16 protein-coding genes are annotated in these 13,383 nt (G+C 33.4%); 6 read left to right on the plus strand and 10 right to left on the minus strand.

Going from position 1 to position 13,383, the window contains the following annotated elements; all coding sequences use genetic code 11:
- Nucleotides 1-9: 9 nt before the first annotated feature.
- From R1X58_RS16025 to R1X58_RS16045, 5 genes are all read right to left on the minus strand, one after another.
- Nucleotides 10-336: a DNA-directed RNA polymerase subunit omega gene (locus R1X58_RS16025; RefSeq protein ID WP_240573382.1), complete on the minus strand. Its 327-nt coding sequence runs from the start codon at nucleotides 334-336 to the stop codon at nucleotides 10-12.
- 25 nt (nucleotides 337-361) lie between these two features.
- Nucleotides 362-1,171, minus strand: a complete 810-nt coding sequence (locus R1X58_RS16030) for an outer membrane protein assembly factor BamD (RefSeq protein ID WP_240573383.1) — start codon at nucleotides 1,169-1,171, stop codon at nucleotides 362-364.
- 191 nt (nucleotides 1,172-1,362) lie between these two features.
- The gene (locus tag R1X58_RS16035) at nucleotides 1,363-2,286 is read right to left on the minus strand and encodes an ion channel (protein WP_240573384.1); all 924 of its coding nucleotides are present in this window, start codon (nucleotides 2,284-2,286) and stop codon (nucleotides 1,363-1,365) included.
- 1 nt (nucleotide 2,287) lies between these two features.
- On the minus strand, nucleotides 2,288-3,166 hold the full coding sequence (dapA, locus tag R1X58_RS16040; RefSeq protein WP_240573385.1) for a 4-hydroxy-tetrahydrodipicolinate synthase: 879 nt from the start codon (nucleotides 3,164-3,166) through the stop codon (nucleotides 2,288-2,290).
- Nucleotides 3,167-3,168: 2 nt separating this feature from the next.
- On the minus strand, nucleotides 3,169-3,687 hold the full coding sequence (locus R1X58_RS16045) for a DUF6913 domain-containing protein (RefSeq protein ID WP_240573386.1): 519 nt from the start codon (nucleotides 3,685-3,687) through the stop codon (nucleotides 3,169-3,171).
- A 58-nt stretch (nucleotides 3,688-3,745) separates the two neighbouring features.
- Between R1X58_RS16045 and R1X58_RS16050 the strand changes: the two genes are divergently transcribed.
- Together R1X58_RS16050 and R1X58_RS16055 are read left to right on the plus strand one after the other, a co-directional pair.
- Nucleotides 3,746-4,507: a 5'-nucleotidase C-terminal domain-containing protein gene (locus tag R1X58_RS16050; protein WP_240573387.1), complete on the plus strand. Its 762-nt coding sequence runs from the start codon at nucleotides 3,746-3,748 to the stop codon at nucleotides 4,505-4,507.
- A gap of 9 nt (nucleotides 4,508-4,516) precedes the next feature.
- Nucleotides 4,517-5,434, plus strand: coding sequence for a bifunctional metallophosphatase/5'-nucleotidase (locus R1X58_RS16055; protein WP_240573388.1), 918 nt, complete (start codon nucleotides 4,517-4,519; stop codon nucleotides 5,432-5,434).
- On the opposite strand, the gene R1X58_RS16060 is transcribed toward R1X58_RS16055, so the two are convergent.
- The 4 genes from R1X58_RS16060 to prmC form a co-directional block, all read right to left on the minus strand.
- Entirely contained in the window at nucleotides 5,431-6,168 is a 738-nt protein-coding gene (locus R1X58_RS16060; RefSeq protein ID WP_240573389.1) for a hypothetical protein, read from the minus strand. The two genes, R1X58_RS16055 and R1X58_RS16060, sit on opposite strands and share 4 nt — an antisense overlap.
- Nucleotides 6,169-6,285: 117 nt before the next feature.
- Nucleotides 6,286-6,975, minus strand: a complete 690-nt coding sequence (locus R1X58_RS16065; RefSeq protein WP_317292999.1) for a hypothetical protein — start codon at nucleotides 6,973-6,975, stop codon at nucleotides 6,286-6,288.
- A 108-nt stretch (nucleotides 6,976-7,083) separates the two neighbouring features.
- Nucleotides 7,084-9,084: an NAD-dependent DNA ligase LigA gene (gene ligA / locus R1X58_RS16070; protein ID WP_240573391.1), complete on the minus strand. Its 2,001-nt coding sequence runs from the start codon at nucleotides 9,082-9,084 to the stop codon at nucleotides 7,084-7,086.
- Between the two features lie 10 nt (nucleotides 9,085-9,094).
- The gene (gene prmC, locus R1X58_RS16075; protein ID WP_240573393.1) at nucleotides 9,095-9,958 is read right to left on the minus strand and encodes a peptide chain release factor N(5)-glutamine methyltransferase; all 864 of its coding nucleotides are present in this window, start codon (nucleotides 9,956-9,958) and stop codon (nucleotides 9,095-9,097) included.
- 157 nt (nucleotides 9,959-10,115) lie between these two features.
- Between prmC and R1X58_RS16080 the strand changes: the two genes are divergently transcribed.
- Genes R1X58_RS16080 through R1X58_RS16095 form a run of 4 tightly spaced genes read left to right on the plus strand, consistent with a single transcriptional unit; the run spans nucleotide 10,116 to nucleotide 12,799 of the window.
- On the plus strand, nucleotides 10,116-10,568 hold the full coding sequence (locus tag R1X58_RS16080) for a hypothetical protein (protein WP_240573395.1): 453 nt from the start codon (nucleotides 10,116-10,118) through the stop codon (nucleotides 10,566-10,568).
- Between the two features lie 8 nt (nucleotides 10,569-10,576).
- A complete protein-coding gene (gene ribD / locus R1X58_RS16085; protein ID WP_240573397.1) occupies nucleotides 10,577-11,581 on the plus strand; it encodes a bifunctional diaminohydroxyphosphoribosylaminopyrimidine deaminase/5-amino-6-(5-phosphoribosylamino)uracil reductase RibD in 1,005 nt (334 codons plus the stop codon).
- Nucleotides 11,574-12,185, plus strand: a complete 612-nt coding sequence (locus R1X58_RS16090; protein ID WP_240573399.1) for an HAD family hydrolase — start codon at nucleotides 11,574-11,576, stop codon at nucleotides 12,183-12,185. The genes ribD and R1X58_RS16090 overlap by 8 nt, the downstream gene beginning before the upstream one ends.
- A 5-nt stretch (nucleotides 12,186-12,190) precedes the next feature.
- Nucleotides 12,191-12,799 (plus strand): IMPACT family protein, encoded by a 609-nt coding sequence (locus R1X58_RS16095; protein WP_240573400.1) that lies wholly within the window; start codon nucleotides 12,191-12,193, stop codon nucleotides 12,797-12,799.
- A 1-nt stretch (nucleotide 12,800) separates the two neighbouring features.
- Here the strand turns inward: R1X58_RS16095 and R1X58_RS16100 are convergent, their stop codons facing one another.
- Nucleotides 12,801-13,199 (minus strand): acyl-CoA thioesterase, encoded by a 399-nt coding sequence (locus tag R1X58_RS16100; RefSeq protein WP_240573401.1) that lies wholly within the window; start codon nucleotides 13,197-13,199, stop codon nucleotides 12,801-12,803.
- Nucleotides 13,200-13,383: the final 184 nt, after the last annotated feature.

The following is a 13,383-nucleotide window of genomic DNA, read 5'->3' on the forward strand; positions in this document are numbered from 1 at the left end:
TAAAAACGGTTACTGATTATCTTCTTCAGTGTTTCTAAAATAAACTTTATCTGTTAACCATTCTTGAACAGCTAAAGCATGAGGTTTTGGTAATTTTTCGTAAAATTTAGACACCTCAATTTGCTCTTTATTCTCGAAGATTTCTTCTAAGCTATCGTTATAAGTAGCAAACTCTTCTAACTTATCGATAAGCTCTTTTTTAATCTCTGTGTTAATTTGGTCAGCACGTCTTGCAATGATAGAAATTGACTCATAAATATTGCCTGTCGGCTCGTCAATTTGGTTTCTGTCGTACGTAATGGTATTAACAGGAGCATTGGTTTTCTTTAAATCCATCGTCTTTATTATTTAACTTTTTATGCTATAACTTTTTTATTTCTTCGTCTATTACAACTCCAATTTCATTTACCTCTTCAATATGTTCTGAAGCGGCATATGATTGCTTAAAGGAATCACAGTATTCTTTGGCTTGCTCTAAACGTGGTTTCTTTAGAGGCACATAAGTTCCTCGTTTAAAGTCGAAACTATTAATTGCTAATTTATAAGCTGAATCCAGTCTGTAAAACAGAGCTTCTTCTCTTAAATTAGATCCAGGAAAATCAATCACAAAATTATCGAACGACTTAATAGATGCTTCGTAATCTGAAATTGTATTGTACTGCTTAGCAATTTCAAATGCTTTCTTTTCTAATTTAAAGTCTAATTCTTTTACCAATTCGTTAGCTGCAGATAAATACTCCGACTTTGGAAATTGGTTGATAAACCCTTGTAATTTATCTATCGCTTCTTTTGTTTCCTTTTGATCTTTAGAATAAATAGGCGATCTCATGTAATAACTTTTCGCTGCCAAATAAGAGGTTTCTTCTAACTTCTCACTTTTAGGGTAACTGGTTGCAAAACGCTCTAACTGATATCCTGCTGTATAGTAATCTCCAACTTCGTATAACGATTTTGAATATAAATACATTAGTTTTTCAGCCTGAGGTTTCCCTCTATAACTTGCTATAAGTGGCTCAAACAACCTGTTAGCTTTGGCATACTTACCTTCGTTATAAAGTTCTTCTCCCATTTTATACTTTGCCGCAATATCTTCAGACTTTAAGGTTTTCTGATATTCGCTACAAGAGTTTAAAACTGTGATTGTTAATAATAAATAAAGAAATCTTTTCATTTGTTGTTATTACCTGTTTCTATTATCAAATCTTATATGCATAACATAAACATATTTAATTTATTGTAAATATGCATATTTCATTGTTTTAAAACAAGATGCAAAATTAAGTTAATAATATGGATTTTAAAAATATTATTTCACGCTAAAATACTTGAAGCTTTATAGGAACAACAAGGATTAAGTAATATTTAACTTTTGTGTGGTTCAATAGCATCAAAAAGGTCGTAATCCAGAATTAGAGTCCCTTCACTATTAAAATTTTGTGCCTTTACAAATTTGAAATCGACTTGAACTTCCTTTAAATCATAGGAATGAATTTTATGAACTTCCTGATTGAAGGATTCGTCGTAATAACTTATCATGATAATTAATTCGCCATGAAGCTTTTTTATGGCTTCATTTGAATAATTCGACAACGGACTTTCATCATCCAATTCATGAACAATAGTCCATGTTGTCGGCAAATAATCTATGGCATCTCGTTCCAGATTCAACAAATAAAAATTATTCTCATAAATTCCTGAATCATTAGGCTGAGATAACATTAAAGTTACCGATATTTTAGGTTGAATCATTACCGATTTCCTATCATTAACCAACCTAAACATGATGGCGCGATGCTGTTTAAAATCTCTTAAAACAAGATATTTACTAAACCTGACTGCTGATCTTGGCTTCGAAAACCGACCATAAATTAAACCGGTTACAAAGGCGAATAACATTAAACCTAAAAAAGATTCAATAGACGCTACCATACCGCTCAACCATCCGTTTGGCGCCAAGGCACCATACCCTACTGTAGTAAAAGTTTGTGTACTAAAGAAAAAGGCATTGAAAAAATCCTGAACCGGACTACCTGATAAGGCAGTGATTTCTTCAATTCCTATTAACAGATAAATTAAAGCGAAAAGAGCATTAATTAAGAAGCCTACCAAAAAGGATAGGCTAAAAAAATAAAACCACGAAATATTTACCAAAAAATGATAGGCTTCGGAAAATTTTCGTGGTTTGTTATGATATTTTAAATTAAAAGACCCATCAGGTTTAAGCATGCGCTTAGCATACTGCGCAGAGGCATTCCCTACTCCCGGATCTTTTATTTTATTTACCACATTAAAAGGTTGCTACAAACGATTTTATTTTAGCTTTTAAAGCATCAGAAGCTGGCACTAATGGCAATCTTACAGTGTCTTGACAAAGACTTAAAGCTTCGAAAACACCTTTAATTCCTGCCGGGTTATTTTCTTCAAAAATATAACCAATAACATCCATTAATTTATAATGAAGTTTAAAAGCTTCTTTGGCATTTCCAGCTAACCCTAAACGAATCATTTCTGAAAATTCTTTAGGAAATCCTTGACCAATTACAGAAATAACTCCTGCCCCTCCAGCTAAAACGACACCTAAAGCTAAATCATCATCACCTGAAATAACAGCAAAACCTTCTGGTTTATTTTTTATTAATTCGTAATACTGAGCAATATTATTTCCTGCTTCTTTAACTGCTACAACATTTTCAAAATCTTGAGCTAAACGTAAAGTTGTTGACACCTCCATATTTTTAGAAGTACGTCCTGGAACGTTATAAAGAATCACATCAATCGGGCAAGCTTCAGCAACTGCTTTAAAATGCTGATAAATTCCTTCCTGAGTTGGTTTGCTATAATATGGAGATACAGATAAAATAGCTGCCATTTGACTTAAATCTGTCGATTTTATTTCTTCTACAACCAGAGCTGTGTTGTTTCCACCAATACCTAAAACCATAGGCACACGACCATTATTTGCTTTAACTACAGTTTCAACAACTTCCTTCTTCTCTTCTTTAGTTAACGTAACAACTTCTCCTGTTGTTCCACAAATTACAAGATACTCAACACCATTTTCAATATTGAAATTTACAATATTAGTCAAAGCCTCATGGTCCACACTTAAATCTGATTTAAACGGTGTAACCAAAGCAACTCCAGTTCCTAGAAACTTACTATTCATTTTTAAATTTTATTTAATATAGTTAAGTATTTAAAAAGCTCGTTTTCAAACACATCAAATTCATTCAATTTGGTTTTAAGAATAAAATCGTTTAAACGTTCATCGTCTTGCAAAACACCTATTTTAAATTTTGCTTTCGATAAGGCTGTCATCAATTTTAATTCTAAAATATCATTATTATAAAAGCTTATAAGGGCATCAAACTCTGTTTTTATAAACGCCTGTAATTCTGAATTATTCACAGCGCCCTTCCAACCGAAATCTTTAAAAGTATAACAGACATCCCAGGTGCTTTGCAATTCTATTTCCCGTTCTGAAAAAGCAATTATTTTCACCTTGTTAGGACGCACTTTTAGCTTATCGGCTAACTTTCTAAATTGCTCAAAGTTACCCGTCTCATCATAATTAAAGATAACGCCTAAACTTTCAATTTTACTGTCGTCAACCCTTCCCTGTCTTTCATTTAACAGTTTGTTTAAGTACTTTTTATTAGATTTTTCTTTAAAACCTTTTAAAATCATTTATCTTTATAATTTGCGCAAAGGTAACAAAACTAGATTCAAAAAATCTACTAAAAATATGAGGTTTACATTTTTAATTTATTTGTTATATATATCACTTTTTATCAGTTGTAAACAGCCCGAATATCACCTAACAAAAATTGAAGGAAAACAAATAGGCATTACAGATAGCCTAAAAAATGTATCTGAAATTGATAGCTTTATAAAACCTTTTAGATCGCATCTTAACAAAGATTTAGATAGTGTTTTAGCTTATTCGGTTGGCACTTACTCCAGAGACGATGGTAAATTCAATACAGCTATTGGAAACTTTATGGCAGATGTTATTTACGAGCAATCCAACCCTGTTTTTAAAAGCAGAACCGGACACGATATAGATATGGTTTTACTTAGCTACGGAAGTATTCGAACCATAGTTTCAAAAGGCGACATTACCACCAGAACGGCTTTTGAATTAATGCCGTTTGAAAACAATATAGTTATTGTTGCTTTGAAGAAACCTGAAATAGACAAAATGCTTGAATACTTGTGCAAGGCAAAAAAAGCAAATCCATTTTCAAAACTTAAATTAGTAATCGATCAAGATTATAAATTAATTGAAGCAACTATAAAAAATCATAAAATTGAAGAGGACAAAACCTACTACGTAGCCACTCAAGATTACCTTTATAATGGTGGAGATAACATGACATTTTTCCAACCTAACGATAGTCTTTATAAAATTGATTATAAGGTTAGAAATGCTATTATTGATTACTTTAAGAAAACAGACACCATTAGCCCTACCATTGACGACCGATTTATTCAAATAACACCATAAGCCCTAATCATGAAACGTAGAGATTTTATTCAAAAAACTTCAGCAACTACAGCTTTAATAACTTTAGGCGGTATCGGGCTTCAATCGTTCGCAAACAAAACGAATACTAAACAAATTACCATACTCCACACCAACGATGTGCATAGTCATATCGATCCGTTTGGTCCTAACGACGGAACCTATCCTAATATGGGAGGCGTTGCCAGAAGAGCCAGTTTAGTAGAATCCATTAGAAAAGAAAACCCCAATACACTTCTTTTAGACGCCGGTGACATTTTTCAGGGCACACCATATTTTAATTATTATGGTGGTGAATTAGAATTTAAACTTATGAGCATGCTAAAATATGACGCTGCCACACTTGGAAATCATGACTTTGATGCCGGTATTGATGGTTTGTATGCGCAATTACCACATGCTAAATTCGATTTTATCTGTTCCAACTACGATTTTTCGAACACCATTATGGATACCCATACTAAACCTTATAAAATTTATAATGTTGATGGTATTAAAATTGGAATTTTTGGATTAGGAATTAAACTGAAAGGTATTGTAGACTCCAAAAATTACAAAGAAACAAAATATTTAGACCCCATTGAAACCGCAAAAGACATGTCTCGTATTTTAAAAACAGAAAAACAATGCGATTTAGTTATCTGCTTGTCTCATTTGGGATATTATTACAAGGAAAACCCAGATAGATTGTGTGATTTAATATTAGCGAAATCAACCAAAGATATCGATTTAATCATTGGAGGTCACACCCATACCTTTTTACAAAAACCTACAGTTGTTAAAAATAGTGAAGACAAAAATATGCTTGTAAATCAAGTGGGATATTGGGGTATTAACCTGGGACGAATTGATTTTTATTTCGATACAGACAAGAACAAATCTGCCAACGGAACATCGATTATAGTTTAAGCTAAAACTTTGCTTGAATTAAAACTTTTTTCTTCCTGAATTTGCTCCTTGTCTAAAACAGCATGTTTAAACAAAAAGAACAAAGCCACTGTGTATAATATGCGTTCTATAGCTACAAATTCTAAACGATACACATAATATAAATTGATGTAATTCAGGATTACAGAAAAAAACAGGCATCCAACACCTATTAAGAACAGCACGGATAATTTGGTCTGGGTATTTAAATACACTCCAAAAGCCACTAAACCTAAAACAACCAGACTTAAGCTTTTCAATCCGAACAACTGAACTTCTGCTGTGCTTTCCAAAGTTAAGTTCAAAATATTATAAATCTGAAATAAAAAGAAAGCAATAATTAAAAACACACTTATTAAATAAGGCCCCACCAAAGGCTGCACTTCCGATAATTTAAATTTTGGCAAAATCATAATTAGCAAATACATAAAACCTAAAAAGTAAAACACGCTGGAGGCTTTGATTAGCATAACTTCTGTAAAAAACAGACTAGATGTATCTCCTAAAAATGAGAATAGTAAATACGCTATAAAACCAAATTTTAACGATTTGTACTTAGAGAAATAGGCAATCGAAAACAAAGGCACATATAAAAGTAAACTATAGGTAATCGGAGAAGCTTTTGAAGTTAAAACTGCTATACAACTCACAGCAACTAACAACCATAAAGCCAATAAAAAGACTTTATCGCCTGTATTTGCAATCCAGTTTTTCATGGTAATTTCATAAGTAGGTTATCCCAAACTTAATAAAATTTCGCATTTCAAACCAAAAACCACGCACTTAATCGATGAAATGCCGTCAAAATTTTAAAACTATGCTAAACTTTAAACTTAGTGAGTTACCATATTTAACTCTTCCTGATTAACATCTAAAAGTTTTGATTGTCTGTAAAAGAAGTAAAAGCCAACCAAATATAATGTTGTAGATAACAAATTAAGTAAATTGCGCTCTCCCATATAATTATATGCCACCCACATTACCTCGGCAAAAACAACACTTAAAACCCCTACAAACATGTATAACGACTTTACATTGTCCTTATAAAAATAAGCTAAAAGGGCTGTAGAAAGAAGCAACAATAAAACTATATTATAAACAAGCTCTACATAATACTCATCAGTAACCGAAACATAAGGTTTTACTACACCCTGAAGAAAATACACTATATATACGCTCAACACAGATAAAACTATTAGGTGTATAAAATAATTCTTTATTAAAGACTTTATTTTTATTGATTTAGAGATCTCAAAAAACAAACATGTATAAGCTAAAATATACAAGGCATTCCCTAAATAATAATCTATTTTCTTATATAACGTAATGCCTTCAAAAAACACCAGTAAATCGGAAATAGAAAACAAAACCAAAAACAAGGTAAAAAACAACGACCTGTTTTTTACCTTAATAAAGTATGTGATTGTGATAAATGGCAGAATTAATGAACTGGAATAATAAGCCAAATCATCGTGACCTGTAAATTGAAACAGGACAAATAATATGTAAATTAATATAACCAAACCCTCTATTATTTTAGATTTAAGCATAATAGCAATCTAATTCTTTAGGGCAAATATAAACAAATATTACAATTAAACGATAAAAAAGTGCTTTTTGTCGATAAAAAATTATTTTACCCCAATCATTTGTAAGAATTGAGACTCCGATTTTATATCTATATTCAAGCTTTCTGCCTTTTTTAGCTTACTTGGCCCCATTTTATCTCCAGCAACCAAAAAGCTTGTTTTCGACGAAATAGAACTACTCACTTTGCCTCCATTATCTTCAATAAGCTTTTTAAGTTCATCTCTTGAAACAATTTCAAACACTCCTGAAACCACAATGCTTTGCCCTTTTAAAATATCGGTTTGCCCCTGAAGTTGCTCAGCCGAAATTTCCAATTGTACCCCAAAAGATTTTAACCTATTAATAATATGTATGTTTTCTTCGGAAGCAAAAAATGCAAGAACACTTTCAGCAATCTTTACACCAATCTCATCAACATTAACCAATTCATCTTGTGTGGCCTGAGCAATAGCCTCAATACTTTTATAGTGCTTTGCTAACTTTTTAGCTACCGTTTCACCCACATAGCGAATCCCTAAGGCGTACAGTACACGTTCAAAAGGAATATCTTTAGAGGCTTCAATACCGTTAATTAAATTTTCTGCACTCTTTTCCGCCATACGCTCCAACGGAATAACCTGTTCCTTGGTTAGTTCATATAAATCAGAATAATTACTAATCAGACCCGCTTTAACAAGCAAAGTCACCGTTTCACCTCCTAAACCTTCAATATCCATGGCTTTTCTGGAAATATAATGCTGAATACGACCAATAATTTGTGGTTCACAGCCATTATAATTCGGACAGTAATGCTGAGCTTCACCTTCCTGTCTCACCAATTCAGTATGACATTCCGGACAATGTGTTATATATTGTGTTGGTTCAGAATCTTCCGGACGCATCGATAAATCAACTCCTAAAATTTTAGGAATAATCTCCCCGCCCTTCTCAACATACACTTCATCGCCTACTCTAATATCTAATTTCTCTATTTGATCGGCATTATGCAAAGAGGCACGCTTAACCGTTGTTCCTGCTAATTCAACCGGTTCCAAATTAGCCACAGGCGTTATCGCACCGGTACGCCCAACCTGATAGGTAATACTATTTAATCTAGTAGAGACCTGCTCTGCTTTAAATTTATAAGCTATCGCCCATCTTGGTGCTTTTGCAGTATACCCTAGTTCTTCCTGTTGCTGTAAACTATTTACTTTAATAACAACACCATCAGTTTCATAAGGTAGATTATGGCGCTCCTCATTCCAGTAATCAATAAACTCTAAAACTTCTTCAAGAGAATTAGTCAATTTCGCTGCATTAGGCACTTTAAACCCCCATTGCCTGGCTTTTTCTAAACCCTCGAACTGAGAACCAACTCCCAAATTGCTTCCGGTTAAATTATACAACAAACACTCTAACGGACGCTTAGCAACTTCGGAACTATCCTGAAGCTTTAAACTGCCTGAAGCTGTGTTTCTTGGATTTCTATAGGGTTCTTCACCAATTTCGATGCGTTCCTCATTCATTTTATTAAACCCTTCGAATGGCAGAACAATTTCACCTCGAATATCGAATTTTGATGGATAATCACCTTTCAACTCCAAAGGAACCGACTTTATCGTTCGCACATTAGCCGTTACATTATCTCCTTGAAACCCATCCCCACGAGTTACTGCTTTTATTAACTTCCCTTCTTCGTAGGTTAAACTGATGGAAGCACCGTCGTACTTTAACTCACAGGTATATTGAATATCGCCATCAACTAACTTTTTAATACGGGTTTCCCAATCCTGTAAATCTTCTTTTGAATAAGAATTATCTAGCGAATACATGCGATACTCGTGCGCAACCGTTTCAAAATTTTTAGTTACAGCTCCGCCAACACGATGCGTTGGAGAATTAGCATCAAAAAACTCAGGATGTTTAGCCTCTAAATCCTGAAGCTCTTTTAGTTTTAAATCGAAATCGTAATCTGAAATTACAGGATTATCTAACACATAATAATTGTAGTTATGCTGATTTAATTCTTCTCTAAGTTTTTTTATCTGTTGTTCTATAGTCATGGGTAATTCTCTAATTCTTTTCTCCTTTAATCATTCTATCTTTTTTGAAGATATCCTGTTTCAATTGAATATTTACAAAATTATTGGTGGTCAACAAATGAATCATTTCTCGACCTAAAAATTCATTAATCTCAAAAAACAATGCGCCCTGTGGCTCTAAGTTGGTACTTGCAAATTGAGCAATAGCCTTATAAAACAGCAACGGATTTTCATCCTTTACAAACAAAGCCAGATGTGGTTCATTATTAAGCACATTTGGTTTCATGAGTTGTTTTTCTTGCTCTCGAACATATGGCGGATTAGACACAATTATGCTGAACTTCTCATTTTTAAAATCATCACTCCAGGTTTCAGAATTTAAAATATTGGCTTCAATAAATTCTATCGAAACATTATTCAACTCCGCATTCTGTTTTGCCGTACTTAAAGCTCCCGGACTTACATCTAAAGCATACACTTTGGCGGTGGGGATATTTTTAGCCAACGAAATAGCGATACAACCACTTCCTGTTCCAATATCCAAAATATTTAAAGTTTCATGATTTAACTTTGGCTGATGCTTAATAATCCATTCTACCAACTCCTCGGTTTCAGGACGAGGAATTAAAGTATACGGATTAACCTTAAAAGGCAAACCAAAAAACTCAGTCTCTCCAATTATATATTGAATAGGTTGCTCATCCTTTAATTGCTCTAAAGCTTCTAACATTTTCGCACCATTTTCAACCGATGCTTCAGAATCTATAGCTAGCTTAATTCGGGTCATGCCATAAAAGGACTCTATCAACAAAAAAAAGAAACTATCGACTTCTTCTTTCCCGTAAATAAGGTCTAATTCCTGGTGATACTGCTGTTGTATTTCCTTTAATTTCATAATCTGAAAGCACACGGCGTGAGTTTAAAAATCAATATTCACAAAGTTAAACCAATAAATACCAACAGGTTATTTTAACCAATAACCATAGTACTTTACTAACTTTAAAATGTTAATTTTGCGCAAGTGAAGATACTTAAATCTTAAAAAAAAGACCATGAAACGCCTTATAATCTTATCAACAATATTAATCTCCTTTTTAAGTTGCTCAGTTAAAGAAAAACCAGAGTTTTTAAGAGTTGAAAATATTCACGTTACCGAATCGAATGCAAAGCATATTATCATAAGTGCCGATGCACTGTTTCTAAACCCAAATATAATTAGCGGAGCTTTAGAAACCGATGAAATTAAAATTTTTGTAAATGATAATCAAATGGGAAAAGTTTCTGCTGAACGATTTGATGTCCCGGCCGAAAAAGAATTCTCAATTCCATTACGTGCCGAAATTCCAACAGACAGCCTTTTTAGCGATAAAAGCTTAAGCGGACTGCTGGGAAGTATTTTTAGTAGAAAAGTAAAAGTGCAATATAAAGGCGACATCACCTACAGAGTCTTTGGGTTTTCATATACTTATGCCTTAGACAAAACCGACAATATAAAAATTAAATAAGTTACTTTTTGAAAACGCACGAATACTACATAAGACGCTGCATTGAAATTGCCAAAAACGGATTAGGCTCTACTAGACCAAACCCTATGGTTGGCAGCGTAATTGTGTATAACAATAAAATTATTGGTGAAGGTTTCACAAGTGCTTATGGCGGCAACCACGCCGAAGTTAATGCGATTAATTCAGTTAAGGATAAAAACCTGCTAAAAGAAGCTACCATATATGTAACCTTAGAGCCTTGCTCTCACTATGGCAAAACACCGCCATGCAGTGATTTAATCATAAAAAACGAAATCCCAAAAATAGTAATCGGGTCTTTAGATGATAATATTCTGGTTGCAGGAAAAGGAATTGAAAAACTAAGAAATGCTGGTCTACATGTTACTGTTGGCGTTTTAGAACAGGAATGCAAAGTGCATCACAAGCGTTTTTTCACATTCCATAACAAAAAGCGTCCTTATATTATTCTAAAATGGGCAGAAACTGCAGATCGTTTTATTGCTCCGGAAACCAAAGACGAACAAAAACCTGTTTGGATAACCAATACATTTAGCAGACAATTAGTTCATAAATGGCGCGCCGAAGAACAGGCTATTCTTGTTGGCACAAATACAGTCTTACAAGACAACCCAAGTTTAACTACCAGAGACTGGACAGGTCAACACCCTATCCGAGTTGTTTTAGACGCTGAAGCCAAACTCCCTAAAAATTTATCTGTATTTCGTAACGAAGCCAAAAACATTACCATAACCAAGGAAAACATCGATTTTTCAGAAAATATAGCACAACAAATAAGCGAATTGCTTTATAACGAAAACATCACTTCCATTATTATTGAAGGTGGCTCTAAAACCCTTCAAACGTTTATAGATGAAAACCTTTGGGATGAAGCTCGCATTTTCACAGGCACCACAACATTTAAAGCAGGAACTAAAGCACCTAAGTTTTCAGGGAAATTAATTTCTGAAGAACATATTATTAACGACACATTAAAAACTTACACAAATGATTAATACCCTGATATTCGATTTCGGGAACGTTTTCATTAATTTAGATATTGAAGGCAATTTACAATACGCCTTCGAAAAATTTAAAATCGATAACTTTTCAGATGAAATGTTAGCTTTCAATAGTTTTTACGAACAAGGCTTAATTTCTACCGAAGAACTTCTTGAATTTTACAACGACAACTTTCCGCATCTGTCAAACCAAGAATTAATTGATATCTGGAATTTTATGCTAAAAGATTTCCCAAAACACCGTTTAGAATTTCTTCAACAATTAAAAAAAGAAGGTAAGTACAAACTCATCTTATTAAGCAATACCAACGATCTACATATCGACTGGATTAAAGAGCAGGTTCCGTTTTTCGAAGAGTTTAAAACCTGTTTCGACCAGTTTTATTTATCACATGAAATTCAATTAAGAAAACCTAATAAAGACATTTTTGAATTTGTCTTAAACGAAAACAAACTAAAGGCCAGCGAATGCTTCTTTGTTGATGATAATACCGACAACTGTAAAACTGCGGAAACCTTAGGCATTAAAACCTGGAACATCAATCCGAAAACAGAAGATGTCTGCACACTATTCAAAACGGAAGCCAATATATTTTAATTGATTTGGACAATTCAGATTTATACAAAACCATAAAAGCACCTGTTGAAGGCATACTATACAAAGACAAAAACAGCAAGTTTTTCGGTTATGCTTTCCCCGTTTCTAACGAAGAAGAAATTAAAGAACACATTGAAACCTTAAAAAAAGAACACCATTCGGCAAGGCATTGGTGTTACGCCTACCAAATAGGTACTGAAAATATCAGCTACAGAGCAAATGATGATGGCGAACCGAGCAATTCTGCAGGCATGCCCATATACGGACAAATTCAATCTTTCGAGGTTACTAACACTTTAATTGTTGTTGTTCGTTACTTTGGCGGTGTAAAATTAGGTGTTGGTGGATTAATTAGCGCATACCGAACCGCTGCACAAATGACACTCGAGGAAGCCAAAATCATAGAAAAGACAATTAATAAAGATTTCCTTATCACTTTTGACTATAAAAACATGAATACAGTGATGCGTATTATCAAGGAAAAAAACCTGAACATTACGCATCAAAAATTAGAATTAGATTGCCAAATTACCATCTCGGTAAGGAAGACCGAAGCCGATTCTGTTTTTAACACCTTCGATCACCTTTTTGAAATAAAAATTTTAGAAATTTAGACTACTTCTTAATAGCATCTAAAATGTACTGCGGAGCCCGCATGGGGCGGTTAGTTTTCATATCTATAAACACCAAGGTGGTACTAGCCGTTGTTAAAAGTTCTCCTGCTTCATTTGTTATTTCGTAATTAAATTCAATTTTTGCAGTTGGCACTTTAACCACTTCAGTTTTTACATTAATTACATCGTCGTAACACGCTGATTTTTTATAATTTACAGTCATCGAAACAACAGGTAACATAACACCATTTTCTTCCATAGACTTATATGAAATCCCAAGTTTTCTAAGCCATTCAATACGTCCCATTTCCAGATATAATGCGTAATTTCCGTGATAAACCACTCCCATTTGGTCTGTTTCTCCATAACGCACTCTAATTTGTATTTCGTCGATTTTCATAAGGATTATTAAATATTTTTTTGTAGTTTCGGCAAAGGCTCGAGCATGAGTATTTTTTTATAAAAATTCAATACCTTTTTGATTTTTTTTTTAAGAATTTTGTTCACATATTTGCCAAGCCAAAGAACAACACAGAGAAACTTTTTTCTCGATCACAAAACTACTAAAACCCACGAAATAAACA

This window comes from Aestuariibaculum lutulentum (assembly GCF_032926325.1).
Taxonomy (GTDB): domain Bacteria; phylum Bacteroidota; class Bacteroidia; order Flavobacteriales; family Flavobacteriaceae; genus Aestuariibaculum; species Aestuariibaculum lutulentum.